This is a genomic window from Saccharothrix violaceirubra (assembly GCF_014203755.1).
Classification (GTDB): domain Bacteria; phylum Actinomycetota; class Actinomycetes; order Mycobacteriales; family Pseudonocardiaceae; genus Actinosynnema; species Actinosynnema violaceirubrum.
Map to the genome: position 1 here is coordinate 4,076,539 of NZ_JACHJS010000001.1, position 25,753 is coordinate 4,102,291.

Annotated in this window: 22 protein-coding genes and 1 pseudogene; 15 read left to right on the forward strand and 8 right to left on the reverse strand. The window is 72.9% G+C overall.

Annotated features, from left to right (window positions below; genetic code table 11):
- Positions 1-208: 208 nt before the first annotated feature.
- A complete protein-coding gene (locus F4559_RS18890; RefSeq protein WP_184670473.1) occupies positions 209-2,581 on the reverse strand; it encodes a hypothetical protein in 2,373 nt (790 codons plus the stop codon).
- A 241-nt stretch (positions 2,582-2,822) separates the two neighbouring features.
- On the opposite strand from F4559_RS18890, the gene F4559_RS18895 reads away from it, so the two are divergent.
- From F4559_RS18895 to F4559_RS18910, 4 genes are all read left to right on the forward strand, one after another.
- The gene (locus F4559_RS18895) at positions 2,823-3,344 is read left to right on the forward strand and encodes an HD domain-containing protein (protein WP_221447285.1); all 522 of its coding nucleotides are present in this window, start codon (positions 2,823-2,825) and stop codon (positions 3,342-3,344) included.
- A 274-nt stretch (positions 3,345-3,618) separates the two neighbouring features.
- On the forward strand, positions 3,619-4,554 hold the full coding sequence (locus F4559_RS18900; RefSeq protein ID WP_184670477.1) for a hypothetical protein: 936 nt from the start codon (positions 3,619-3,621) through the stop codon (positions 4,552-4,554).
- A 22-nt stretch (positions 4,555-4,576) separates the two neighbouring features.
- Positions 4,577-5,212 (forward strand): transcriptional repressor LexA, encoded by a 636-nt coding sequence (lexA, locus tag F4559_RS18905; RefSeq protein ID WP_184670479.1) that lies wholly within the window; start codon positions 4,577-4,579, stop codon positions 5,210-5,212.
- 224 nt (positions 5,213-5,436) lie between these two features.
- Positions 5,437-5,739 (forward strand): hypothetical protein, encoded by a 303-nt coding sequence (locus F4559_RS18910; RefSeq protein WP_184670482.1) that lies wholly within the window; start codon positions 5,437-5,439, stop codon positions 5,737-5,739.
- Positions 5,740-6,010: 271 nt separating this feature from the next.
- Here F4559_RS18910 and F4559_RS36780 read toward each other — a convergent pair.
- Positions 6,011-6,157: pseudogene (locus tag F4559_RS36780) on the reverse strand (helix-turn-helix domain-containing protein); the annotation flags it as partial.
- A 131-nt stretch (positions 6,158-6,288) separates the two neighbouring features.
- Between F4559_RS36780 and F4559_RS18920 the strand changes: the two are divergent.
- Entirely contained in the window at positions 6,289-6,459 is a 171-nt protein-coding gene (locus tag F4559_RS18920; RefSeq protein WP_184670486.1) for a hypothetical protein, read from the forward strand.
- Positions 6,460-6,805: 346 nt separating this feature from the next.
- Complete coding sequence (locus tag F4559_RS18925; protein ID WP_221447286.1) at positions 6,806-7,129, forward strand: hypothetical protein; 324 nt, start codon at positions 6,806-6,808, stop codon at positions 7,127-7,129.
- 40 nt (positions 7,130-7,169) lie between these two features.
- Here F4559_RS18925 and F4559_RS18930 read toward each other — a convergent pair whose 3' ends face one another.
- From F4559_RS18930 to F4559_RS18945, 4 genes are all read right to left on the reverse strand, one after another.
- On the reverse strand, positions 7,170-7,592 hold the full coding sequence (locus F4559_RS18930) for an Imm1 family immunity protein (RefSeq protein WP_184670488.1): 423 nt from the start codon (positions 7,590-7,592) through the stop codon (positions 7,170-7,172).
- Positions 7,580-8,005, reverse strand: a complete 426-nt coding sequence (locus F4559_RS18935) for a DddA-like double-stranded DNA deaminase toxin (RefSeq protein ID WP_281386873.1) — start codon at positions 8,003-8,005, stop codon at positions 7,580-7,582. The genes F4559_RS18930 and F4559_RS18935 overlap by 13 nt, the downstream gene beginning before the upstream one ends.
- A 482-nt stretch (positions 8,006-8,487) precedes the next feature.
- A complete protein-coding gene (locus tag F4559_RS18940; RefSeq protein ID WP_184670493.1) occupies positions 8,488-8,694 on the reverse strand; it encodes a DUF397 domain-containing protein in 207 nt (68 codons plus the stop codon).
- The gene (locus F4559_RS18945; RefSeq protein ID WP_221447287.1) at positions 8,691-9,161 is read right to left on the reverse strand and encodes a DUF5753 domain-containing protein; all 471 of its coding nucleotides are present in this window, start codon (positions 9,159-9,161) and stop codon (positions 8,691-8,693) included. The genes F4559_RS18940 and F4559_RS18945 overlap by 4 nt, the downstream gene beginning before the upstream one ends.
- Positions 9,162-9,277: 116 nt before the next feature.
- On the opposite strand from F4559_RS18945, the gene F4559_RS18950 reads away from it, so the two are divergent.
- From F4559_RS18950 to F4559_RS18985, 8 genes are all read left to right on the forward strand, one after another.
- The gene (locus F4559_RS18950; RefSeq protein WP_184670497.1) at positions 9,278-9,454 is read left to right on the forward strand and encodes a hypothetical protein; all 177 of its coding nucleotides are present in this window, start codon (positions 9,278-9,280) and stop codon (positions 9,452-9,454) included.
- A gap of 78 nt (positions 9,455-9,532) precedes the next feature.
- The gene (locus tag F4559_RS36425; RefSeq protein WP_184670499.1) at positions 9,533-10,654 is read left to right on the forward strand and encodes an OmpA family protein; all 1,122 of its coding nucleotides are present in this window, start codon (positions 9,533-9,535) and stop codon (positions 10,652-10,654) included.
- An 11-nt stretch (positions 10,655-10,665) separates the two neighbouring features.
- A complete protein-coding gene (locus tag F4559_RS18960) occupies positions 10,666-11,094 on the forward strand; it encodes a hypothetical protein (protein WP_184670501.1) in 429 nt (142 codons plus the stop codon).
- Positions 11,091-11,885, forward strand: a complete 795-nt coding sequence (locus F4559_RS18965; protein WP_184670503.1) for a hypothetical protein — start codon at positions 11,091-11,093, stop codon at positions 11,883-11,885. Before F4559_RS18960 ends, F4559_RS18965 begins: the two co-directional genes overlap by 4 nt.
- Positions 11,882-12,592, forward strand: coding sequence for a hypothetical protein (locus F4559_RS18970; RefSeq protein WP_184670505.1), 711 nt, complete (start codon positions 11,882-11,884; stop codon positions 12,590-12,592). Before F4559_RS18965 ends, F4559_RS18970 begins: the two co-directional genes overlap by 4 nt.
- Before the next feature lie 10 nt (positions 12,593-12,602).
- Entirely contained in the window at positions 12,603-16,169 is a 3,567-nt protein-coding gene (locus F4559_RS36430) for a CHAT domain-containing protein (protein ID WP_184670507.1), read from the forward strand.
- Positions 16,170-16,534: 365 nt separating this feature from the next.
- Positions 16,535-17,323, forward strand: a complete 789-nt coding sequence (locus F4559_RS18980; RefSeq protein ID WP_184670509.1) for a hypothetical protein — start codon at positions 16,535-16,537, stop codon at positions 17,321-17,323.
- On the forward strand, positions 17,320-18,954 hold the full coding sequence (locus F4559_RS18985; protein WP_184670511.1) for a hypothetical protein: 1,635 nt from the start codon (positions 17,320-17,322) through the stop codon (positions 18,952-18,954). Before F4559_RS18980 ends, F4559_RS18985 begins: the two co-directional genes overlap by 4 nt.
- Positions 18,955-19,172: 218 nt before the next feature.
- On the opposite strand, the gene F4559_RS18990 is transcribed toward F4559_RS18985, so the two are convergent.
- On the reverse strand, positions 19,173-21,215 hold the full coding sequence (locus tag F4559_RS18990) for a hypothetical protein (protein WP_184670513.1): 2,043 nt from the start codon (positions 21,213-21,215) through the stop codon (positions 19,173-19,175).
- A 125-nt stretch (positions 21,216-21,340) separates the two neighbouring features.
- On the opposite strand from F4559_RS18990, the gene F4559_RS18995 reads away from it, so the two are divergent.
- Complete coding sequence (locus F4559_RS18995; protein ID WP_184670515.1) at positions 21,341-22,366, forward strand: hypothetical protein; 1,026 nt, start codon at positions 21,341-21,343, stop codon at positions 22,364-22,366.
- Positions 22,367-22,387: 21 nt separating this feature from the next.
- On the opposite strand, the gene F4559_RS19000 is transcribed toward F4559_RS18995, so the two are convergent.
- Positions 22,388-25,744: a CHAT domain-containing protein gene (locus tag F4559_RS19000; RefSeq protein WP_184670517.1), complete on the reverse strand. Its 3,357-nt coding sequence runs from the start codon at positions 25,742-25,744 to the stop codon at positions 22,388-22,390.
- Positions 25,745-25,753: the final 9 nt, after the last annotated feature.

Consider the following 25,753-nt stretch of genomic DNA (forward strand, 5'->3'; position numbering starts at 1 on the left):
CGGCCACCCACTACCGCCTGCCCCGAAGGCCGCCGACCCGGCGGCGCCTCGCCCGGCGGCGACTGGTCGGGCGGTACCGGGTCCGGAAGTGCCTGGCCCGGTAAGCCCTGGCCTGGTAACCCCGGCCCCGCCGGCGCCCGGTCGGGCGGCGGGACTCGCCACGGGTCCGCCGGCCAGGGAAACCGGGGCCGCTCGGGTCCGGTCCGCGTCATCGGTCGGTCTCCTCGCTGCCGTCGGTCCGGCGTGCCCGCGTGATCTCGTCGATCCAGCGCACCGCGTTGTTGTTGATCAGGTTGAGCGCGGCCGACATGCCCCGGAACTTGCCGTCCAACTCCTTCGCCGCGGCGGCCAGCGCCACCGCCAACGTGCCCCGGCACTGGACGACCACGGCCTCGGTCATGCTCTGCCGCAACCGCAACACCTGCCCGATCCCGGTGTAGGACTCGCTGCCGCGCCGGGGCGAGTCGGGGTGCCAGGGCAGCGCACGCGTCGGGTCGAGCGGGAAGTGCCGGTCGCCGGCCTCGGACTCGACCTTCAGCCTGGCGCACACGTCCCGCGCGGTCTCGTGGGGCCGGGTGAACTGCCCGACCGCGACCAGCAGCGCGCCACCACCGCGTTCGGCACCCAGCCGCGCGCGCACGGCGGGCGTGAGCACCTCGTCGATCAGCTCGCGTTCGGCCTGGGTGACCAGACCGCATTCGTCGAGGTAGGTCTCGACGCGCTCGGCGACCACGTCCGGGTGCCCGGCATCGACCCGGTCGCACGCCTTGCGGAACAGCACCGAGAACTCGGAGACCAGCACCGGCAGCGGCGCGTCGTCGAGGAGGTCCCGGTACTCCTCGGGCAGGTCGGTCGCGGAGTCGGCCTGGACCCGCCCGTCGGCCACGGCGTCGAACAGGGCCTTCCACTCCGGCCAGTCGGCCACCGTCCGTTCCGCCTCCTCGCGGACGCGTTCGGCGGGCGCCTTTCCGGTGCGCGGCGCGGACTCGGGGTCGGCCAGCCGCTGGGACAGCGCGGACCGGGCCTGCGCGACGCGGTCGCGGATCGTGCCGAAGACGCGTTCCACCAGCCGCCGCACGTCGTCGTCCTCCACCGGCACGGGGCCGAGGTCGGCACGGCGTCGCTTCAGCCGCTCGAACGCCGACCGCAGCTCGTCGGCCTGCGTCCGTACCCGGTCCAGCGCCTGGGTCACGCCGTGCTCGGCGGCGTGCCGGATCATGCCCGTGCGCAACGCGTCGAGGCCGCCGTCCGTCGTGAACGCGGCCAGCCCGTCGCCGAGCCGGCCGGGCACGCGACCGACCCGCCGCCAGCGCTCGACCTTGTCCCGGGCCAAGGCCACCTCCTGGCCGGCGCGCAGCCGGGCGATCTCGCCGTCGACGTCCCAGCCGAGGTCGAGTTCGCCCGCGTTGGCCATGGTGACGTAGGGGGAGACGAAGAAGATCCGGTCGTCCCGACCGGACGGCACCAGGTCGCGGGCCGCCGTCACGAGTTCGCGCAGCACGGCGGAACGGCCGAGCACCGCCTCCTCCTCGGGTTCGACGCGCGGCTCGTCGAGCAGCACGCCGGGCACCTCGGGAACGGCGTCGAACTTGCCCGCGACCACGAGGATCGCGTCCCGGGCCCGGTCGAGGTCACGCCGACCGGCGATCATCAGGTCCTGGAGGGCACGGGACTCGTGCGTGCTGCCGGGCCGGGAGTCCAGGAAGAACAGCGCGGTGTCGACCTCGTCGAGTTCGCGGACGCGCAGGTACTCGTCGCGGACGGGTTTGCGGCTGCCGCGCGAACCCGGGACGTCGACCAGCCGCACCGCCGCCCCGTACAGCCGGGCCGACGACCACACCCCGGCGGGCACCTCGACCTCGGCGACGACGCGACGCACCACGGCCTGCCGGTCGGCGGGACCGGCCGCGGTGCCGTGGTCGACCAACGCCCACAACGCGGCCGTGTCGACGACGCCGTCCGGGGTCAGCAGTTCCTCGGTCGAGCCGGGCGCGAGTCCGCTCGCGCGCAACGCCCGCTCGCCCTTGAGCATCTCGTCGACCTCGCGGCGCAGGTCGTCCAAGGCGTTGGGCGCCAACCGCAATCGTGCGGACGAGTCGAGCACCTGCCGGAGCCGGAACAGCCCGGACCAGTCGGGCGTGAGTTCGCGCAACGCGCCGACGTCGCCGTCGGCCGCGCGGACCAGGTTCCCGGTGTGGCGCACCAGGTGGTCGATGTAGTCGCGGATCTCGTCGTGGTCGAGGTACTCGGCGCGGGCCGCGACGACGCGGGCCACGCGGACGGCTGCGTGGCGCAACCGCAACTCGGTGATGTTGCACGTGACGGTCCGCGTCTCCACGGGCAACAACGACGGGTTGCCCACCAGCGCGCCGAGCAGCAGGGACTTCCCGGCCGACGACTCGGCGAACACCCCGAACGCCACCTCGCACCCGACCCGGTCGCCGAGCGCGCGGGCCAGGCCCAGGACCCGTTCCCGCTCTTCGCCGACCTCGGGGTGGTCGGGCACCGGCTCGACGGCGGCGCGCACCTCCTCGGCGAACGCGGCCAACTCGCCGAAGTCGCCACCCGGACTACCGACCATGCTGGTGTCCTCCCCATGCGAGGCTCTTGTCCGCCCACTTCGCGTACCGGCCCGTAGCCGTTACACCCGTCCGCCGAGTCGGCCGCCGCCCGGGAGTCGCGAACGGGCGGCCATGCCTTCACGATCAAGTCGTCCGCCGTTCACACCCGGGCAATGCCGCGGCCACCCGCCGGGGACTTACTGGGCACTTGTGACCCTTGACGGACGATGGACCCCCGAATGGGCCCGTGAAGTCGCCGGGATGCTGTTGGGGCACAGCGGAAACCGCTGGCGCCACACGGTGGGGGTGGCGCACCGGGCGGCCGAACTGGCCGCGGCCGTGCCCGAGGAGGAGCGCGACACCCTCGTGGCCGCGGCGTGGTTGCACGACATCGGGTACGCGATCCCGTTGGTGGACACCGGTTTCCACCCGCTCGACGGCGCGCGCCACCTGGACCGCACGGGCTGGCGGCGCGACATCGCCGACCTGGTCGCGCACCACTCGGGCGCGCGGTTCGTCGCCCGGGAGATCGGTCTCGAAGCGCGGCTGAGCGTGTACCCGTGGGAGATCACGCCGCTGTCGGACGCGTTGGCCTACGCCGACCAGACCGTGGACAGCACTGGCGAACGGGTGTCGCTGGAGGACCGGTTGACGGACATGCTGCACCGTCATGGTCCGCGGTCCGCGAACGCCCGTGCGCATGCCGTACGTGCCCCGTACCTGCGCGGTGCGGCCGAACGAGTGGAGGCCCGGCTGCCGGCGCTCGTCGCCGGAGCCGCCTGACCCCGACGCCGGAAGACCCGACACCGAGCCCCCGGATCCCGACCACGAACCTGCCCACAGGCGCTCGGCACCGGAACATCGCGCCGAGCCGGACGGCACCCGTCGCCGACGACAACCGGCCTCCGTCGACCCGTACGGCCCGAACCACCGGCCGCCTACCCGGCACCCGTCGCCGACGTTCGTCGACTCGGGCGGTCTGCCGGAACCACCGCACTCGTCGCCGAAGCCGCCCGCCTCCGCGTAACCTGGCGGTACACGACAGGCAGAGGTCGCCGTGACCACTCGGGTGCTGTACACGCCGGACGACCGCGAACTGGACCTGGACCGCCTTTCCGACGCCGACCACGACCTGATCACGTCGCTGCACGACCTGATCGGTCCGGACGACCGCGTCCTGCGCTGCCTCGCCGCGGCCGAAGAGCACGACGCGCTGTACGTGCACCGGGTCGCCGACAAGTACTTCCTCGCCCACTTCGCCGCCGGCGGCCACGCGCCGCACCCCGTGGTCAGGATCGGCGACGAGCACAAGCGCCAGACCGAGTACTGGTACCGCGCGGGCGAGGACGCCGGCTACCCCAGCGACACCGGGTACGCGACCGGGGGCCGGGTGGTCGACGTGGCGATCCACGGACCGCGGCGCACGGCCGTGGAGGTGCAGCGGTCGCGGATCACCGTGCGCACGGCCAGGCGGCGGACCACCGGGTCGCACCGCGCCGGGTGGTCGTCCCTGTGGTTCACCGCCGCCGACCGCGTGCCGTCGTGGTTCCACCACGTGCCCTCGGTCGGCTGCAACCACCTGCCGTGGGACGACCTGCCGCCCCGGGGCCGGGCGACGGCGACCGGCCTGCGGCGGGTCACGGTCGCCCGGTGCGACGTGCACTCGTTCGACCGGTGCCCGGCCGGTCACCGACGGCACTGCGGCGACGACCACGCCAAGCTGGAGGTGTGGCGCGGGCTGACGCTCGACCGCGTCGCCGGTCTGGTCCCGTCCGGCCAGGTCGTGCCGCTGCGGACGCCGGACGGCCTGGTGTACTTCGTGCCGCAGGAGGACGTGCGCGTCTACCGGGACCTCACCGGGTACGCCGCCGACTACCGGCCCGAGGACGAGCCCGTGCCGGCGCGCGAGTGCGTGACGTGCGGAAACCCCTTGTTCTGGTTACGGCCCGGCCGGACCCGCTGCGAACGCTGCGACCCGGTGATGCGCCGATAGCCGAGCCACTATCATCGCGCGGATGACCGACCACTTCGATCTTGACGCGTCCGTCCTGCCGCAGCGGCAGCAGCGGATCCTGGCGGTCATCCGCGACTGGGTCGTGGAGCACGGCTACGCGCCCAACGCGCGGCAGATCGCCGACGCGATCGGGCTGCGGTCGACGTCGTCGGTGTCCCGGCACCTGGCCGCGCTCGAGGAGCACGGGTTCCTGCGGCGGGGCACGGCGATGGCACGACCGATCGACGTGCGGGCGTTCCTGCCGACCGCACGGGCCTCCGACGCGGTGGCCGTGCCCGTGGTCGGCGACATCGCGGCCGGTGCGCCGATCGTGGCCGAGGAGCACGTCGACGAGGTCCTGTCGCTGCCGCGCGGGCTGACGGGCCGGGGCGAGCTGTTCGGGTTGCGGGTGCGCGGCGACTCGATGGTGGACGCCGCCATCGACGACGGCGACCTGGTGGTCGTGCGGCGGCAGCCCGAGGCGCACTCCGGGCAGATCGTGGCCGCGATGATCGACGACGAGGCGACCGTGAAGGTGTACCGGCGGCGCAACGGTCACGTGTACCTCGAACCGCGCAACGACGCCTACCCCGTGCTCGACGGTGACCGCGCGGTGGTGCTGGGGGTCGTCGTGTCGGTGCTGCGCAGCGTCCGATAGTCCGCAGTGGACTGAACATCCCGTGCGCAACGCGCACGGGGCCGTCGGCGCGTCGATTCCACCCTGCATGGAATCGGACAAATCCTGGCCCGACGCCGATCGGCATGGCATCCTGACGGATACCGGAGAGTGCCACTATCCATATTTGGGTGCCGCCCGTACGACGGCGACCCGGACCCTCCGGCCAGACGACACCGAGGGGAACCATGAAACTCGTCCGCAGCATGACCGTGTTAGCGGCCGTGGCCACGACCGTGGTCGCCATGACCGGCACGGCGTCCGCCCACACCACCACGATCTACCACGGCAGCGACTGGGCCTCCAACGACCACTCGCACCTCAACGTGCACGACATCGAGTGCGACAACCACGGCGTCTGGGCCGAGGCCTACGACAACATCGGGTTCTTCACCGTCTACGACAACACCGGCTGCGGCGGCACGGGCGTGCACGGCGACGGCGTGAACATCTACCTCTACCGCCTGTGCGAGACCGGCGAAGGGTGCACCGCGTGGCGTAACGGCTGACGTTCCCGACGTGGCCGGGTCGACGTCGACACCACCGCGCCGTCGACCCGGCGAAGCGGCGTCCCACCACCAGACCTGCCCCACCCGCGGCATTCAGTCCACAATGGACAGAGCTTCTCGGCTCAGCGACACTCGCAGGGACAGGAAACAGGTACGTGACCCGGGAAACACGGGTCGTTCCTTCGTCCGATGACTCGACGGGGAGTTCAGGCGGTGGAAGCATGCGATGCGAGGAGTTCGGTGACTACTTCGCCGGGTTTCCTCCAGTCGTGGCTCGATGCCCGTCCCGCCCGCCGTGACGGCGGATCTCACGGGACACAACCGACGCATTACGACCGATCCGGACCGCGATGTCCCTGAACTCCAACGACTCCGCCGGGCCACGAGAGATCTCCTCCCGATCAGCCAACGTCAACATCCCGCGCACGACAGGGAATCCTTCCCCGCCGAACACCAAGCTCACATGCTATGACCGCCTGAGTTTGCCCTCTCTACAGCAGGCACAAGAGTGGGGAGTCGATCGGGTACGGCCTGGCCGCAGATCGCCTCGTGGAGACCTTCGACCGCATCCGACAGACGGTGAAGGCACAGGCGGGCGATGCCTCGGTGGAGCGGGTGATGCTGCGCCGAGCGGGGATCTCGTTGCGGTTCGGCACGCTCGACCATTGTGCGTTCGACGAGTGCGACCCCGCCGGGCGGCCTGTCCGGAGAAGGCTGTAGTCCCGAGCGGGTACCAAGGCCCCCTGCTGGACCGCTGCGCCAACAGCATCGCCGGCCCCGAGCACGTGCCGATTTGGGCGTCGGAGAAGCACAAGCTGCCGACCTTGATCACCACACCCGGCGTCGCGCCATTCCGCAAGGAAGCGCTGAAGCGTGAACTGGCCGATGTCGACGCCGTGCCACACAAGGCAGGCACTACGACCACCGAGGAAACGCGTTGACGACCACCGACCCCGCTGCGGGCTTCGACCGTGAGGCCGAGGGTGTCCCGAGGCCACCGCGGTCATCCTGCGTCGGGCGATGGACCGACTGCCGGCCGGGCGCCCCCGAACGCACCGACGGCCGGTTGACCAAAGACAACCTGTGGAAGGAGGCCGGGGTCAGCCGCGCCACCATGAACCGGGCGCGGCTGGTGTTGGCCAAGTGGGACGCGCGGGTCGCCGAATGCGGCGGTCTGACGCCGGGCGAGGCCCGCAAGAACGACGAGGGCACCAAGCTGCGCGAACAGCTCGCGGACAAGACACGCGAGTGCACCGAGTCGTACGGCAAGCTCGACGTCGCGGCCACGGCCATCGCGGCACTGCACCACGACAACGTACTGCCGCGTCAGGAACTCGGTCGCGGTGGCGAGGTGGTCCCCCTCGACGCGCGCCATGATGTCAGGGAATGATGCCGTGGTTTCGGGGACCGGTTACGACCGGAGGACGCGTTCACTCGTTCCATGATCGCCAGGTGACCGCCGCGGACCGCCGGCCGTCGGTGGTGACCAGGTCGTGGGCGGCCTTGACGACCTGGTCCAGCGGAATCTCGGCGTCGGCCGGGAACTCCCGCACGTGGCCCTGGTAGTCGTAGATCAGCGGCTCGCCGTCCGGCGCGCGACTGTTGGTGGTGATGTACGAACCGTCGGCGTCGGCGTGGGCGATGAAGCCGCGGTCCGCGCCGATGCCCAGACGGACGACCACCCAGCCTTCGGCCCACGGGTCGGGTCGGAACAGCTCGGCCACGGGCGGTACCGGTCCGCCCTGTGCGGCGAACTCGGACGCCATGCGCTTCACCAGCGCGTCGAGGTCGGCGGTGGTGTCGACGGGGAGGGGATCCTCGCCCGCTTCGTAGTACGCCATCAACGTCGCCACGGCGACTTACCTCCGGAGAACTTCTCGTAGTAGCCGTTCGGACCGTACACCGACAGCGTGTAGCCCTCGGGCAGCACGACCGGCAGCAGCTTGTCGCACCCCAGAGTCCCCTCGCAGGGCGCCCTGTTGAGCACCAGACTGACGTGGCGCATGGCGGGGTCGTCCGCCCTCTGCACACGCATCCGCGCCGCCAGCTTCAGCTCGACATCGGCGCTGGTGGCGACCGGCAAACGCGGGCAGCCCTGGTCGGCCAGGATCTCGTTGACCTTCGGGGTCCACTCATCGTGGCCGCTGACCGCCGGCTGCGCAGACCCGCCTGGGGCGATCCAGCGGCCGTGTGTCTTGCGGCCGGTGTTGCGCTCGAACGTGGGCGGCGGTTCCCGACGCAGCTCCTCCACCTTCTCCGGCGGCAGAGACGCCTACGGGAATGACGACGTGGCAACAGGTTCGCGTGGTGGGGTACTCGTCGACCACCCGGCCGGGGCGGGTGGAGCGGGTGTGACAGGTACAGCGGCGGAAGGCGGCGCAGAGGTGCCGCTCCGGATGGCATCGAGGACGGACTGGGCGCGTTCCACGCCCGCTCCCAGCGTCCTCCACAGCTCGGTGATGCCCTTGACCACCTCGGCGAGGTCCTGCGCCGAGGCCAGGGCGTCCTTGCATTTCGACGCTTTGTCACAGGCTGCGGACACTGCCTGCGCCACTTCGCCCAACGTCGCCGCTGTGGTCCTTCGCCCCGATGTGCAGGCGATGGTCGATCATGCCAGGTACGGTGCTGGACGGTATGCCGAGTGGTTCGCGAACACGTCAGCGCCCCCGCCTCGTCAGTGCGGGGCGGGGGCGCTGTTTCGTTCCAGGGCTCCCGGCAGTCAGTCCTCTGTCGGGGATGTGTCGGAGGTCAGGCCGGGTGGTCGAGCTTCCCGTCCTTGGCCATCAGGAGGAAGGCGCGCATCCCGCCGGGGCCGAAGGCGAGGACCGGGCTGTCGTCTCCGATCTTGCTGTCGCGCACGGCGGTCAGCCGTGTGCCGGGTCTGGTGGCGAGTTCGACACATGCCCCGTTTCCCGCGGACCGGCGGCTCTTGCGCCAGGTCCAGGTACTGGTCATCGGGCGATCTCCTCTCGAACTGCCGTGATCACCGACCGGGACTCACGCTCGGACAGCGCCGGCTCGGAGAGCCGGTCGGCCACCTTCGTGTACTCGTCGATGTCGTCAGTATCGTCCCGATACCGGCCGCCGGTGCGATCCTCCAGGCAGACGACGCCGGGGTCTCGTTCGATCGGGAAGTCCAGCACGATGAACGCGCCGTGCAGTGACGGGTGGGCGCCTGCGGAGTTGGGCAGCACGCGGATCGAGACGTTCGGCCGCTCGCAGAGGATCAGCAGGTAGTCGAGCTGTTCGACGGCGACGGCCGGACCGCCGATCTCCTTGCGCAGGACCGCCTCGTCGATGATGGCGACCACGTCGAGGACAGGTTCGACGCGGTCGAGGGCTTCCTGCCGACGCATCCGCAGGTTGACCATGTCCGTGACCTGAGTATCGGACGGGGCGTCGATGTGGTGGCCGCGGATCACGGCCTCGGCGCAAAACAATCATCCGCCACCAATTCACTTCCCATCGAAGAATTCCCCGCCACCACGACAGAACCGGTCGCGGTCGTCGTCCGTCACACACCACGGGAGGTGGTCACGTGGACTGGCGGGTTCCGGTGGTCTACGCGGCGGGGCTGGTCGTCGCGCTCCTGCTCCTGGGGCGACGGAAGAAGGTCCGGCCCGTCGCGGTGCGGGTGCTGTTGGCCGTCGTGTGGCCCGCCGTCGCGTTGTGGTGGCTGGTGTTCACGCTCAGCAAACCCCCTGCCGACGATTGAGTGGCGGTCCGTCACTGGATGGTCGGGACGCGGTCGGCCCGGTCGCGCCCCCCGACCCGGAGTGATCAGGAGAACGCCGTGCGCGCTGTCACCGGACCGGTCGTCGCCGTCACGCTCGGCCTGAGCGCTGTCGCCTGCGGTGGAACCGAAGAACGACCGACGGGCGGTTCCGTCGCCTATGTACTCGGCGTGCACGCCAACGCACCGGCCGCCGCCTCGACCTCGGTGCTCGACGACGCCGTGTCCGGGCAGGCGAAGCTGACCGTCGTGCTCGCCGACGGCGAGCCGAAGATCCTGGTCGCCCGCGATCTGACGGCGAAGGCGGCCAACGACGACGCCAAGCGGAAGGAGCGCGAAGACCGCAAGAAGGAGTTGCGCGGCACGCTCTCGCAGGCCAGGCCCGCGAAACCGGAGGTGGACCTGCTCGCCGCGATCGACCTCGGCGCCCGGTCGCTGGACCGCGAACCCCGGCGGATGGTGGTCGAGTCCTCCGGCCTGTCCACGACCGGCAGCCTGTCGTTCCTCGCACCGGGCATGGTGCTCGCCGAGCCCGAGGAGATCGCCGACGACCTCCAGCGCAAGAAACTCCTCCCCGCGTTGGGCGGCGTGACCGTGCGCCTGCGCGGCATCGGCGACACCGAACCGCCGCAGCCCCGACCCGGCATCCACGAGCGGTCGAACCTGGTCGCGATCTGGCGCGAGGTGCTGACCCGCGCGGGCGCCACCGTGGAGGTCGACGACCAGCCGCGCACGGGCAAGGCCCCGGACGACGCGCCCGCCGTGTCGCTCGTGCCGCTCACCCCCGTGACCGTCGCGGCGCCGAAGGCGGAGGAGACCGTTCCGCTGCCCGCGTCCGCGTTCTTCGTGGCGGACAAGGCCGAACTGCTCGACCGCGCCGCGGCGGTGGACGCGTTGCGCCCGTTCGCCGAGCACGTCAAGCAGGCGGGCGGGCGGATCGACCTCGTCGGCACGACCGCCCGCGTGGGTGACAAGGAGGGGCAGGTCGCCCTGTCCGGGCAACGCGCCGAGGCACTGCGCGTCGTCCTCGTCGACGACTTGGGCGTGCCGGCGGACCGCGTGACCTCGTCCGGTGTCGGCAGCTACCACGCCGACTACGTCGCCGATCACGACGCCGAGGGCAACCTGCTGCCCGACAAGGCCGCCCTCAACCGCACGGTCCGCATCACCATCCGCCGCTAGAGGAGACCGCCATGCCCGCAGTGTCGGCCCGTCCCGGACCCGAACGGACCCGGCGGTGGGAACGCCGCACGTTGCGCATCACCGACTTCGGCCTGCCCGCGCCCGAGATCGGCGGCGAGGCGTACCGCACGCGACTCGACGAACGCGTGCAGGCCGCGATCGCCGCCGGCGCCGTCGACCTGGGCACCGGCGACATGTTCGACGCGCTGATCGAGGCCGACCGGCGGACCGACCAGTGCCGGTTGACCGACGAGGCCACCCGCTGGTGGACGCGGGCCCGCCAGGTCCTGGTCCGCCACGAACGGCGGTACGCGCACGCCGAGCGGCTCCGGGTCGACCTGTCGAAGGCGCTGCACGCCGAGGTCGGGAAGCTGGAGGCGATCGACCGGGCGCTCGCCGCGCGGCGGGCCGAGGTCGAACGCGAGCGGGGGTCGAGGTGAGGCACCGGACGTCGTTGCGCCACTTCGGGGACAGCCCCTACGCCCTGATCTGGTCGTGGCTGCTGCTGATCGGCCTGTTGTTCGTGGACGTGCCGCTGCTCAAGTCCGCGTTGGGTGCCGCGGCGCCCACCGACCACTGGTGGCAGAGCTGGCTCATCGCCGCCGGGTACGGCGTCGCGCTCGCCGCGACCACTTGGCCGGCGAGCGTGTTCACGTTGCGCCGCATCGAGCACGGCGAGTCGCGGCACCTCGCGGCGGCCGTCGTGTTCTGGGTGATCTGGGCCGCGGGCGTCATCGCGTCGTTCGTGTTCCGCCTGCTGCACCCGCAGGGGACGACGTCCGCCGACCAGGACTCGTTCCAGCTCGGCGAGCAGCCCGTCGAGACCGGGACCGGACCCGATCCCGGCAACGCGGTCGTGCTGACGTTGCTCGTCCTGATGACCGGCGCGGTCGCGTCCGGCATCGCCGCGCTGGGCGAGGACGACCTGCAACGCCAACGCCGCCGGGCCGCACGCCGGGTGCAGCGGTTGACGTGGCGGACGCGGTGGGCCAACCGGCGTGCCGACCGGCACGGCAAGGCCATGGAGGTGCAGAAGGACGAGATCGTGCGGATCGAGGGCCGACTGGCGATCGCCGTCGAGCAGACCGTCGGGCTTGCCCGCGGCCTCAAGCACCACGTCCGGCACACCATCGCCGTGGCGTTGGGCGATCCCCGGGCGACCACGGCCGTCACGCACGCCCCGGACGCCGCACCCGCGGACACCCGACCGACCGAGGGGACCACGCCGTGAGCCAGACCCGCTTCACGATGATCAAAGTCGGGTTCACCACGAAGGTCCGCGAGTGGTGGCACGGTCGGCGCGACGGCCGGCGCGGCATCCCCGCGGTGGTCGAAGGTCGACCGCTGCCGCACACCCCGCACGAGCGCACGCTGTCCGGCCGCCGCGACGAGGTGGTGGACCGCACGTTCGAGGACTTCACCCTCCTGGTCCGCCCGGTCGTCGCCGACGTCGAGCGGTGCTACCGGCGGCTCGCGTCCCTGGCGGAACTGCTGGCCGCACGGAAACACAGACTGTCCGAACAGGACATTCCCCTGTCGGTGCCGGAACTGGACCGGCGCGGCCAGGGCGAGGACGTGCTGCCCGCGGAGACCGTGCGCACCCGCAACCGCACCGACCAGCTCAAGCGCGTGGGGCCGATGCGCGCGGCCGTGGAGGAGACCCGGTCCCGTATCGCCGCGGAGCTGGAACTGTTGGCCCGCCTGGAAGCCGAGGTGACGGCGGCCCTGCGCGCGGCCCAGTCCAAGGCACTCCAGTACTGCGCCTACACCGACGCCTTACGCGGCCACTACTGGCGTTCGCTGGCCCGCGTCCACCCCGACCGGGAGGACATCGCCGGTCGCTGGCACCTGGTCCTCCCCCGGGCACCGTGGCTGACCGAGGGCGCCTACCGCGCCGCGCTCGGCCTCGGCGTGCCCGGCGGGCCCCAGGCCGGTTGAGAGGACACCCGTGGAACCGCACCTGGCGACGTCCTTGTTCGTGCGCCTCGACCGGGGCGAACCGGTCGAGGCGATCGGTCCCGTGCTCTACGAGGCGGTGTTGGCGGACCAGGAGCCCGACGACGCCACCGTCTTCCTGATCCGCCGCTGCCTCGACACCCTGCCGCCGGACCACCCGTGGACCGGTTCCCTGCTGCACCTGCACTCGCTCGCTCTGGTGCGACAGGAGAAGTGGGCCGAGGCGGTCCGGCTCGCCGAGGCGTCGCTCGACGCGCCTTTCCCCGTACCGGAGTTCCGCTACGGCGCGATCATCCACTTCTCCGAGGTCCACTGCACCCTGCACGAAGCAGGCGAGGAGGTCGACCTCGACCGGGTGATCGGCACGCTCCGCGCCCTCCTCGACCAGGTCGACGAGCCGCACTGTCACGCGATCATCGCCACCCGGTGCGCGTACCTGCTCGCCGCCCGGGACACGGGCGAGGACGCGGTCGACGCCGCCCGGATGCTCGACGCCGCGATCCCGGTCCTGCCCGCCGACATGCCGGGCCTGGACGGCACTTTCCGCCTGTCCGCCGCGATCGCCGCCGAACTCGCCGAACGGACCGGAGACCCGGCACTGCTCGACGCGGCAGTGGAAGCGTTGGACCGGGCCATCGCCTGCACCGGCCAGCGCGTGGCCGACGTCGAGCAGGACCATGCGACACTCGCCCTGACACTGATCCGGCGATGGCCGGATGAACGCCCAACCGATGTCCGGGATCGGATCGTCGACAGCCTCGCCAAGGCCGTCGCGGCGGGATACGACGACCTGTGGCCCTGGTACGGCGGAGAGTTGTGCGCGCGCGGCGAAGCGACGGCCTCCCCGGAAGACCTGCGCGTCGGTATCCGCTGGCTCGACCGGTATCTGGCCACCCCCGAGGACGACGGGCTGTCCAGGACCGCGATCCGCACCAACGCGGCGTTGGCGCACCGCGCCTTGTGGCAGTCCACCGGTGACCCATCGCACGCGGCGGCGGCGCAGAACCACGCCACCGTTCTGCTGGGTCACGACATCTCGGACGGCGAACGCGTGGTCATGCACCGGATCCGGTTGGACCCAATGGTCCCGGTATCAGGGCGGGACACGGATCCACCGGTGCTTTCCTGGATCGCGCAGGCACGGGGGTTCGTCGAATCGACCGACCACCCCGATCTGGAGGCGGTCGCCGCACTGGCCGCCATTGTGACGTTCGTCGAACTGGCGGCGATCGCGTCCGGTGAACTGGCCATCCGATTGGCCGCCGGGGAGACCTTCGAGTCGATGTTCGGGTCCCTGCTCGACGTCGTGCGGCGCGCACCCGACGAGTACGCGGAGATGGTCACCCTGCTCTCGGACCTGTACCGCAACTACGATCTTGTGCTCCACGGAGACTCCGACACCGACCACTCCGCAACCTTGGAGGTCCTGAAGCAACACCGCGACGACCCAGACTGGGGAGACGAACGTGCGGTGGTGGCGCTGATCTCCACCTTCTTGGGGGTCCGCATCGGCAATCTCGAACTCCTCGACGGCTCGCTGGCCGTGCACCCCGCCGCCATCGACCTGTTCCGCGCCCTCCACACCGATGCGGGGTTCGAGGAGATCTCGCAGCGGACGATCGAGGCACGGGCAGCGCTGGGTGAGGAGCAGGGCATCTTCACCGAGTTCCTCGACTACATGGTGGCGATGCTCGGCGAAGGTCCGCTCCCGGAAAATTCCTCTCCGCTCATGCGCCCGTTCCGCACCGCCGTCGACATTCTGGACGCCATCCGTCGCGACGACATCGACGCCATCCGTGCCGCCTGCCGCCGACTGGACGTCGAGGTCGCCACCACGCCTCGGTCCGCCGTCCGCCGGCACGACCTCGCGGCGAACGTTCGGGCCATCGCCTACTCCACCCTGGCCACCTTCGACACTGAGGACGCGCACGCAACCCTCACCGCCATAATGGAGGAAGGCACCCGGTGGGACAGCGCGGTCGCGGACCGCGACCCGGGCATCCTGCCTACCGCCGAGAAACTGGCCTGGCTGCTGCGGCAACGCGGTGGACCCGGCGACGGGGAACGGGCCCGGCGCGTCGGGTTCGAGATGCTGTTCCTGTCGTGGTGGCGGGTGCTGATGCAGACCAGCGACGACCACGCGCTCGACGTCGCCCGCACCGCGAGCGCCAACGCCGGGCAGTTCGTCTCCTGGTTCCTCGCCGACGGCGCGCTCGACGACCTCGTGCGCCTGCTCGACGCGAGCCGGGGTCTGGTGCTCGGCGCGGCGGCCCTGTCCCGCACCGCGTCCGGGAAGCTCACCGCGCTCGGCCACGCCGACCTGGCCGCCCGACTGGCCGCACCGGCCGCAGATCCGATCGCGACCGTCGAACTGCGGCACCGGGTGATCCGCGTCCTGGCCGACGCCGATGCGGGCCTCGCCGATCCACCGACCACCGACGCGATCCGGGAAGGCTTGCGCCGCAACGACTCCGACGCCCTGTGCTACCTCGCGCCGCGCACGGAGCACCACGACGGCTTCCTGCTGCTGGTGCCCGCGGACGGCCCGGTCGAGGTGCGTGGCCTGGACCTCCCGGCGGCCGACGACATCGAGTCGGCACCGGGCCGCTACGGGATCGCGCTGGACGGGTGGAACCGGGCGGCCACGACGGACGGTCCCGAGCACGGGCGGTGGCGCGACGCGTTGGCGGAACTCTGCGCGTGGGCCGGGGAGGCGGTCGGCCGGACCCTGCTCACCGTCCTCGGCGACCGGACGCGGGTGGTGCTGGTGCCGATCGGCACGCTCGGGCTGGTGCCCTGGCACGCCGCGTGCCACGACGGCCGACACCTGCTGGAGGACCTGACGCTCACGACGGTGCCCTCGGCCCGGGTCTTCCTGGACCTGGTCGACCGGCCCGCCGTGACCGGCACCCCGGTGCTGGTCGGCAACCCCGACCGCCGACTGCACGCGGGCGCCCACGAGATCGCCCTGCTGAACCGGCTGCACTACGCGGACGCGGTCTGCCTGGGCCTGCGACCCACGCACCGCAGACCGACGCCGACCTTCCCCGACGGGTCGGGCACACCGGAGCAGGTGCTCGCCCGGCTCGGGGAGCCGGTGTCCGTGTTGCACCTCGCGTGCCACGCCCGTGCCGACATGCGCCACCCGCTCGCGTCCTCGATCACGCTCTCGAACGGCGAACTGTCGGCGCGGACGCTGTTGGGTCTCGAACCCACGGGCACGCTCGCGCTCGGGGTGGTCGCGCTGGCCGCGTGCGAGACCGGGTCGACGTGGGTCGACCACGACGAGGCGTTGAGCCTGGCCACGACGTTCCTCACGATCGGCGCGCGGTCGGTCGTCGGGTCGCTGTGGAAGGTGCCGGCGCGCGGGACCACCCGGTTGATGGCGTTGTTCCACCACTTCCTGCGCACGGAACCGCCCGCGACCGCGCTGCGCCGGGCCCAGCTCTGCCTGCTCGACCCGGACCGCGAACCACCGCCGGCCGCGCTCGGCCTCCCGGCCGGCGAGCACGACCGGGACCCGGCGAACTGGGCCGGTTTCGTCGCGTCGGGACGGTGAGGCGGGGGGTGGTGCCCCCGCCTCACGCCCTAGTGGTGCCGGAAGAAGAACCGGTCCACCAGGTCGATCGCCCGCACGATCGTCGCGACGATCATCACCACGATCCGGACCACGCCGGACCGCTGCTCACGGTTCTTGCGCTCAGCCACTACCACCTCCGCACAGGTCGTCCTCGTCGCCGCCGGTCTTCTCCACGCCCACCACGTGCCACGTCCGTTCCATCACTGCGCTCCTTCCGGTCGGGCGGATCGGCCGTCACCGGGAAGCGGTGGGGCGGGCGGTGGCGCCGACGGTGTGCGCGGGTGCCCGACGCGGCGCAGGCACCGGCGGTCCGTCAGTGCCCGTGGACGAGGAAGGGAGGACCGATGCCGACCGCTTGGGACGGGTACGCGCGGGTCGACTACCTGCCCGCGCCCGGACGGCTCCAGGTCACGCTGCACACCGTGGAGCCGACCGTCCACCGCCGGCTGCGCGACGGGTTGGCCTGCGCGTTCGCCGTGGACGGCCGGGCCGGGCCGCCGACGTACGTGGAGATCGACGTCGGAGACGGCCTGACCTACGACACGCGCGTGCTGCTGGCCGGTCCGCTGCTGGACATCGCGGTCGACCTGGTGGGCGACGGTCCCGCGTCGCGCGAGACCCGGCTGCCGCCGGCCCAGGTCGCGGCGCTGGCCCGCCGGTGGGCGCCGTACCGGGACTTCGTGCTCGCGCCGGCACCCGCGCCGGTCCGGTCGGGTTCGTGGGCGGACGGGCTGTGGGCGGTGTTCGGCGGGCTGGGCCTGGTCCGCGCGCTGCGGGCGTTCGTGCCGCCGCCCGAACCCGCGCACCGCGGCGACGAGGTCGCGGCCGAGGAGCACTGGGAGTGGCTCGAACTGCCCGCCGACCTGGCCGCGGCGGCGGGGGTGGACCGCCGCGTCGGCTGGGCGCCCTACCGGGACGTCGCGCTCGACGGCACGGCCGAGACCGGCTTCATGATCATGGCGGTCCCGGCACCGGTGGCGCGGTTGCTGGTCGGGCTCGACGACGGGTCGGGCCGGTGGGTGGCGTTCGCGCCGGACCCGGAGACGCCCGGCCAGGTCTTCGCCGACCTGCCGTGCGGACCGGACGTCGCGGAGCCCGCGTTGCGGTTCCGCACCGAGGAGGAGGGCCGATGACCGGGTTCGACCCGACCCCGCTGCGCCGCGTGTGCCAAGGGGTCGTCGCCGGGCTGCCGGGCGAGGTCCGGGAGCGGTTCGCGCAGGCTTACGAGTCCCCGGACGACCTCGTCGACGCGATGGTGGCCGCGGGCGACCGCGCGTGGCGGCACCTGGACAAGCGCGGTCGGAGCGTGCCGCCCGAGCGCTACCAGGCCCTGGCATTGGCGCTGTTGTCCGTGCGCAACGGGCCGGTGGACGTGCAGACCAACCTGACCAACGTGGCGGCGGCGTACGACCGGCTGCTGCCGCTGGGCGAACTGCCGCTCGACGTGGCCGTGCAGTGCCGGCTGACCACACCGGAACTCGCGGCACGGCTCGTGGTCGCGTACCGCGTGGCCCAGGTGGTGCGCGCGCGTCGGCCCGGCACGCAGCCGCTGTTCGTGGACATGGTCACGTGCGCGGTCGTGGGGTTCGCCGACGCCGCCGACGCCGCCGACATCGTGGACCGGGTGCTCGACCGGGCCAACCCGCTCGCCGCCGCCTACCGGTACCGCCGGTCGCTCGACCCGAACCCGCGTGCGGGCGTCCAGGGCGGGTACACCGACCTGGTCGGGCAGATCGCCGGCTACCGCGTCGCGGTGGCCGAGGCGCGGGGGTACCGGTCCGCCGACGTCGAGGCGACCGTGGACGAGTACGCCGAGCGGGTGGCCGACGACCTGCACCGCGGCCTGACCAGACCACCGGCGGTCGGGCGTGCGGACGAGCCCGACTCGCTGGTGACGTTGCGCGGGTTCGCCGGGTTCGTGGCCGCCGACCACGCCGACGACGGCCGGGAGGCCCGGACGCTGTTCCGCCTGCTGGCCTACCGGTTGCCCGGCGAGGTCCGGCCCGAGCGGTGGAAGCGGGACGTCCCGGTGGCCCCCGACGAGGCCCGCGACCGGGGCGACCTGCCCGTGCCAGGCGACGACGGGACGCCCGACGCGGACCTCGTCGCCGACGCGGTGCTCGCCGAGCTGTACGCGGACACCGGCGCGGCGGACACGGCGGCGATCGACGAGTGGCTGCTCGCCCGCCGCGCGCCGGACGGCCGCGACGACCTGCTGGTGCTGGTCGACCGGGTGCGGCGGGTGGACCGACTGCTGTCCCGGCCGGGGCCGGACAAGCCGCGCCCCGGCGTGGTGGACCCGCGCGTGCGCCAGGCCCTCCGGGACCGGATCGCCGACGCCCTCACGCTCCGGCTGCGCGGCACGGAGATCGCCCAGCACATCCTCCCTCCACTGTGGACCGAACGGGAGTACGTCGTGCACTTCGCCGAAGCCCGGCTGCGGGTCGACCTGCCGCCGGGCACGGGCAAACTCGCCAAGGCCGCCCTGCTGGCCAACGCGGTGGTGCGCGCACCGGCCCAGCCCGTGCACCGCGCGGCCGACCCGGACCGCCGCGACGACTGCGCGTGCGGCACGCCGGACCGCACGCCGCCGGCACCGGCCGCCGTCTGTCCACATCGGACATGGTGGGAGGCGGGCCGGGTCGAGGACTACACGACCCTGGCCAGGGTGAGCGGCTTGGCGAGCGAGGACGCGGTGCGCAACCAACTCGCCCGCCACACCGGGTTCTGGCGGGAATGGGTCGAGGAGATCAGGACCGGCTGACCGGTCGGCGGGGTCCACGCCCCGCCGACCCACCGGACGGGACACCCGCCCTGCCGAGGCCACCGACCGCGACGACACCGCACGACCGGCGGAACACCCGCTCCCACCGATCAGCCGATCGCGGGCCACCGGACACACCCGCGCGGCCGGCAGGACACCCCCGCCGGCAGACCAAGCCGGCGCGGTCGACGGGCCACCCCACCGACCGCGCCGGTGGCTCAGCCCGAGATCGCGTCGATCCGCGACCGGATCGACGCGATCTCCGCGTACCGGCTGCTGTTGGCCGCGACACCACCGGTCACCCGGTCCGACCACCGGTCGAGCACGTCGAGCAGCCGGCGCACGCGGTCGACCTCCTTCGCCGCCGGGGTGACGCCGAGTTCGACGGCGAACAGCAACGCGGGCGCGGCCCGCAGCGCGAACTGCGCGGCCGACTCGTCGGACCGGTCGACCATGCCCGCGTAGTGGCTGTGCTCCAACACCCGCGTGATCCACTGGTAGCCCAGTTCCGCCCAGCGGACCGCCTCCGCGTGGCTGCCGTGCGCGCGCTCCCAGGCCGCGAGCCGGCACGTGGTCGCGGTGGCCACGTAGTAGGAGGCGCCGAGCGGCCCGAAATGACCGAGCCTGCGGTAGAGCCGCTTGCGGGCGGGCACGACGTGGTCGCGGTACAGCGCCGCGGCCCGGCGCTGGTCGCCCCGTTCGGGCAGGCTGCCCAGGAACGACGCGTAGTTGTGCAGGTGGAACGCCACGGACTGGTCGTGTTCGGCGTCCAGCGCGGTGACGTCCACGTCGAGCGCGTCGCCGTAGGCGTGCCAGAAGCGCCGGGTGAGTTCCGCCAGTTCGGCGGGTGCGGGCAGTCCGGACGCCGGGTCGGTGGCGTTGATCGTGCGCAACGAGTTCAGCTCGACGCACACGGCGCCGAGCAGGTCGGCGACCACGCCCCGGTCCAACAACCCGGCCCGGCCGAGTTCCACCGCGCGGCCGGCGGCGGCGATCGCGGTCGCGCAGTGGCCGTCGACCGGGTTGGTGCGATCGGTCTTGAGCACCACGATCCGCAGCACGGCGAGGCGCCCGTCGACGACGGCGCGCAGCGGGTCGTCGTCGCCCAGACACCGGTCGGCGAGCGCGCCGATGCCCTCGACCAGGTCGAGGAAGTCCCGTGCGGTGAAGCCGGGCACGCCGACGTCCTTGCGCAACGACCTGGCCACGCCCAGCGCGGCGAGCACGAGCGCGGTCCCGGCCAGCGGTGCCAGCCCGTCGGGGTCGGGCAGGGCGACCGGCACCGGGCGGTTCTCGCGGTCCCGGCCGTCGACGTGCAGGGAGAACCAGTGGTCGAGCAGGTCGGACACGATGCCGGCGGACGGCAGCATGGCCTCGGCGACCGCCTGCCCCGGCTCGTCCTCGCCGGCCCACACGTAGCCGACACCGGCCGGGTGGCTCGCGTCGAGCAGCAGCTTGACCAGGTGGTCGACCATCTCGTCGCCGAGGTCGATCGCGCCCGACCGCTCGTGGTCGGGTTCGGGGTCGACGGTCGCGTCCTCGGGTGCGGGCGCGGTCTCGGGCAGCCGCAGGCAGTCCACCGTGCGGTCGAACACGTGCAGGTCGCGCGGGTGCGTGACCCGGTCGTCGGCGGTCGCGGTGTCGGCGCCGATCTCGCACCGGGCCGGCGGGCGCGACCGCACCGCCGACGAGAACGCGAGCACCGGGCTGTCCAGGGACTGTCGTTGGATGGCACGGGCTTTGAACGCCGCGATCAGCAGCGCGGGCTGCGAGCGGAACGCCTCGACCGCCAGCGTCGCCCACGCCACGATCCGCAGCCGCAACGGCAGTTCGCCGCCGTCGGCCGCGCGCAGCAGCGGCACGACCTGTTCGATCGCGGACGCGACCGGGTCGAGCAGCACGTTCGTAGCGGTGAGCAGCATCGCGGACTTGGTGTCCGGCCCGTACCGGTTGGTGGTCGCGCTGACGATCTCGTTGGGCAGGGCGGCGCCGAAGACGGCCCGCTCGTCGAGCACCCAGTCCGCGTCGCCCGGTGGCGCCTCGCGCAGTCTTCGGGCCTGGACCCGGGTGGGCAGGGGTGCGCCCCGGGCGATCTCCGAGATCGTGATGAGGTTGAAGTCGCACAACCACGTCGTGGGCGCGAACGGGTTCGTCGGCGACGCGATCCCGAACAGCGGGGCCACGTTCCGGGCCAGGCGTGCCGGCACCCGGTCGGACCGCTTCCCGGTCGCCGTGGGCACGACCGCGGGCAGCAGCGGCATCCATCCACTCCATCTCATTCGAATCCACCTGTACCGACGAGTAGCACCCGGCTCGTCAAGTCGCCGTTCATCACAATCGGACCTCATCCCTCGACGCGTCCGTTCTCACATAGAAAACTATGCCTATGCCCGCCGCCACTGCGCTCTTAGTCCGTCCGGACGTCCTGAACGCCCTGTGGATGGAACTCCACCACCCACGATCGACCGCGCACCGCATGCACCACGTCACCCGCTGCGACACCGCCCTGCGTGCCGACGGCGTCAGACTCGGCGCCCGCCACGACGGTCCGACCGGGTCCGGTCTGCGACTGGCCGGCCAGTGCCCGTGCCGCGACCTGGTCGCCGACGCCCTGGAGATCGCGGCCGGGTTCCTGGCCGGGCACGGGGACGGGCTGGCCAACCCGGCGGGTGCCGTCCGACAGCACCTGCGCTTCCGCATGACCGACGCGGGCCGCCGCGAACGCCGCCTGCTCGGCGCCCAGGTGAAACCCGGGACCGTCGCCCGCAACCGCTACGGCACCGCATTGCCCGACGACTTCCACCGCGCGCTGTACGTGCTGATCGCCGACGAGGCCGGGGTGCGCGGGCCGTTGCGCGGCGAGGAAGGCCTGCGTCGCCGGCTCGCCGACCGCTGCACGGCCGAACTCGGCATCGGCCCCGAGGAGGCCCGCCGCCGGTTGCCCGCCGCGCTGCGGCTGATCGAGAGCACCTGCCGGCGCGGCCCGCGCGTCAACGTCGGCACCCGCCGCGATCCCGAACTGGTGAGCTGGTGGGACGCGTACGTCGAGCGCCCGCTGGGCCGCCGACCGGATCCGACCGTGCTGACGCTCCCCCACCAGACCGGCGCCGACGACCGCGCGGGCGCCGCCGAGGTGCGCGACCCGCACGCGGAGAACGCCTTCGACCGCGTGCTCACCACGGTCGCGCTGCGCGGCACGGACATCGCGGCCGACTCCCCCGAGGAGGTGGTCGTGGCCGCGCTGCGCCAGACCGTGACGTCGACACCGCCCGACCGCACCGACGACGCCGTGAGCCACGTGGTGACGTTATTACGCGACCGCGGCCTGTTACCCGAGAACCGCGCACGTCTGCTCTTGGACGACCCCGCGCACCGCCGCCGCGTCATCGCCTGCGCGCGAGCCCTGGCGTGACCGGTGACGGGCATCGTCGGATCACCACCCCAGGTGGGCGAAACCCGCCCAGCACACGGGGTCGGCCTGGTCGACGTCCGGGCACGGGTCGGGCCGCAGCCCTTCGGGCAGTCCGTCCGGCACGACCCGATCCGGGTCGAGCATCCACAGCTGGGCCCGCCGCAACGCCTCGCCCGGACGCAGCCCCGCCACGTGCATGCCGTGGTAGAGCACGTACATCAACTGGGCCGTCGGCTTGCCGGACGGCACCTCCCACAGCGAACCGACCACCGTGCGGGCGCCCAGCGCCAGGAACGTCGTGGACAGGCTCAACGCCTCGTCGTAGTCCGCGCCCGACACGCCGGTCTGGCAGCCGGCGAGCGTGACCTGGCCCAGTTCCGCCGCCCGCGTCGGCGAGGTCTCCAACAGCATCCGGGCCGTCAGGTCCGCGCCGGACAGCCGGATCGTCGACCGCAACGGCAGTTCCACGTCCACCCCCGCGTGACACGCCAGGTGCAGCAGCCGCAACGGTTTCGCGACGGCCTCCAGCACCTGCTCCGGTGTGCCCGCCCCGTCGGCGCACGGCGTCCACCTCCGTTGCCGCCCGCTCCCGCCCAGCAGCACGCCGTCGGCGAAGAAGTCCTCCCGCACGGCCTCGGCCTCGAACGCCGCGTAGGGCAGGTCGCGGGTCGGGTTGCCCAGCAGCACGGCGCCGCCGTGCGCGGCGGGCCGGGCGACCACGTCGCACAGCATCCGCGCCGACGGCACGTACCCGATCGTCAGGTCCCGCACCAGGTACCCGTCCGGATGCCGGGCGGCGTGCCACGGCACCAGCCCCAACGCGCCGACCGGCACGAGCACCACGCGCGGCCCCGGCGCCAGGTGGCGCAACGCCGACAGCAGATCGCGCCCGACCGCCTCCCACGCCCACGTGCACAGGTCGCCCAACGCGTCGAGCCGTTCCCGGCCGCTCGCCGCCACGTACCGGGTGAACGCGGGCGCCTCCCGAAGACCGGGGAGGTCCCGCACCCGCACCTTCGCGTCGACCGGCACGATCACCGCGCGACCGGGGCCGTGCGCGGTCGCGGGCAGCAGGTAGACCAGCGCGTCGGAGCCGTGTGCCCGCAGTGCCGCGCGGATCTCGTCGACGGTCGGCGCCTCCGGCAGCGCGTCACCGCCCTCGGCGAGCGCGGCCAGCACGAGATTGCGCAGGCCGCTCCACCCCGTCTCGTCCTCGCGCCCGCTGTGCGCCCGCCACCGCCGGGCCAGGTCCTCGTGGCCGAGCGCGTCCAGCCGGGCCGCCACGGTCCGGCCGGTGGTCGCCGCGCCGAGCACCAGCGACCGCTGCGCGTCCAGGACGCGCACCAGGTCGTCGTAGGCGCGGTCGGCCAGGCACCACTCGACGACCGGCTCGACGCGCCGGTCCCGGTCCCGCGCGCTCTCGACCGCGTCGGCGGTCCCGGCCTGGAGCAGCACGCGGTACCCGTTCCACGCCAACGCCTCCATGCCCAGCCGTCGGCTGGCGTCCAGATCGCCCCGCGCGCGGCGCGTCCGCAACGTCCGCGCCAGGACCATCGCGCTCGCCACGACCGTGACCGCCCGCCGTTTGCGGTCGCGGTCGAGGTGGACCGTGTAGTCCTCGACGAGCGTGTCGAGCACACCGCGCGTCGGCGGCAACATCTCGTAGGCGTTCGCGCGACTGGTCCGGACCAGCGCCTGCTCGTCGGATCCGTCCGGCGCGGCCCGGACCAGGTCGTCGAGTCGGGCGCACGCGGCCCGCACCGCACGCTGGTCGCCCCGAGCCGCCGCCTCGCGGGCCCGCATGGACACGCTCATGTGGTCGAAGATCCGCCCGTACCAGGTGTTCCGGTCGACCGTGCCGGTCGCCGGCCGGGCACCGGTGGCCAGGTCGACCATGCCCACCATCGCGTCGCGCAGATCGGCGTGGGAGATCCGCAGCGCCTGCTCGCGCAGCGCGAGCAGGCGGGGATCGCCCGGACCCGCCGTGCCGAACAGGTCGGCGCTCTCGGCGAACGCCCGCAGCACCTCCCACTCCGGCGAGTCGGACGCGAGGTCGGACACCGCGCGGGTGGCGGCCCGGTCGCCGGTGGTGAACCCGGACAGCATGGCCAGGCTCGCGGCGACGTCGCCCATCTCGCCACCGGTCCCGCGGACCAGGTCGAGCATGTGCGCGATGTCGACCGTCGAGCCGCCGGTGAACAGGGACTCGACCGTCCGGGCGAACTCGTCGAGCACGGCGAGCCGCGCCTCCAGCGTGGCGTCGGCGAAACCGGCGCCACGGGCGTGGGCGACGAGTTCGCGGGCCCGTCGGCTGTGCGTCACCATCCCGGCCATGTCCATCGGCTGCCAGCGCGTCGCGATCAGCGTCTGCCGACCCAACGCCATCGTCGCGGCGGCGCGGGCGATCAGCTCGGGCTCGGCGTCGGTCACCGCGTACAGGGCGGCTTCCCCGTCGTCGAGCCATTGTTCGAGCGGGTAGTCCCGGTACGCGGCGGGCGGCAACCGCAGCAGGGACCCGAGGCGCTGGAAGTGGCGGCGCAACGTCGCCGCCGGGTCGGACCGCGGCAGCCCGAGGGCCAGACCCGCGCACTCGACGACCCGCCGCAGGTGGACCGGGTCGCTGTCGGCCGCGAGCTGGAAGAACACCTCCGTCACCTGGTCGACCAGCTCGGGATCGCCGGCCGCGGCGATCCGCTCGCGCGACGCGAAGACGCGGTCGGCCCGTTCGGCGATCTCGGCCTGGTCGGTGGCGGTCGCCAACCTCCCGGTCTCGACGACGAACCGGACCATGCCGACCAGCTCCGCCGGCAGGTCGGCGGTCAGCGCCTCCATCCCGTCCAGCAACACGGGATCGGCGTGCACGTGGAAGCAGAGCATCATCAGGCCGACCCGCCAGCGCGCGAGTTCGGTGCGCGGGCCGCCTTCGGCCACCCGTGCGGCGAAGTCCGCGCTGTCACCGAGCAGGTCCCGGGCGACGCGCACCCCGGCCAGGTCCCAGGGCTCCCGGTTCTGCGCCCACTCGAAGTGCATCCGGGCCAGCTCCGGCAGGGTCGCGTCGACGAACTCGCGGCGGGCGATCCCGGCGGCGAGCGACCGTCGCGCGCAGTCCAAGACCGCGTCCCAGTCACCGAGGTGCCGGTACGTGACGGCCAGGCTGTACCACCACAGTGCGGTGTCGGCGTGGTCTCCCGCGCGGACGACGGCGTGCCGCAGCAGGACCACCACCCCGGCCGCGACGTCCAGGTCCGCCGGTGCGTCCTCCGCGTGCTCCAACGCCAGCAGGCCGAGGTCGCCCGCGTCCACCGGGTCGACCGAACCGGTCGGCAGGCGGCGCAGGGCGTCGTCGACATCGGCGAACAGGGCGCTGTGGTCGGGCATCTCGGCTCC

Coding starts and splice junctions, on each gene's coding strand:
- F4559_RS18890 (WP_184670473.1), bottom strand. CDS start 2,581: ATGGTCGGTAGTCCGGGTGGCGACTTCGGCGAGTTGGCCGCGTTCGCC.
- F4559_RS18895 (WP_221447285.1), top strand. CDS start 2,823: ATGCTGTTGGGGCACAGCGGAAACCGCTGGCGCCACACGGTGGGGGTG.
- lexA (WP_184670479.1), top strand. CDS start 4,577: ATGACCGACCACTTCGATCTTGACGCGTCCGTCCTGCCGCAGCGGCAG.
- F4559_RS18910 (WP_184670482.1), top strand. CDS start 5,437: ATGACCGTGTTAGCGGCCGTGGCCACGACCGTGGTCGCCATGACCGGC.
- F4559_RS18940 (WP_184670493.1), bottom strand. CDS start 8,694: ATGACCAGTACCTGGACCTGGCGCAAGAGCCGCCGGTCCGCGGGAAAC.
- F4559_RS18960 (WP_184670501.1), top strand. CDS start 10,666: ATGCCCGCAGTGTCGGCCCGTCCCGGACCCGAACGGACCCGGCGGTGG.
- F4559_RS18980 (WP_184670509.1), top strand. CDS start 16,535: ATGCCGACCGCTTGGGACGGGTACGCGCGGGTCGACTACCTGCCCGCG.
- F4559_RS18985 (WP_184670511.1), top strand. CDS start 17,320: ATGACCGGGTTCGACCCGACCCCGCTGCGCCGCGTGTGCCAAGGGGTC.
- F4559_RS18990 (WP_184670513.1), bottom strand. CDS start 21,215: ATGCCGCTGCTGCCCGCGGTCGTGCCCACGGCGACCGGGAAGCGGTCC.
- F4559_RS18995 (WP_184670515.1), top strand. CDS start 21,341: ATGCCCGCCGCCACTGCGCTCTTAGTCCGTCCGGACGTCCTGAACGCC.
- F4559_RS19000 (WP_184670517.1), bottom strand. CDS start 25,744: ATGCCCGACCACAGCGCCCTGTTCGCCGATGTCGACGACGCCCTGCGC.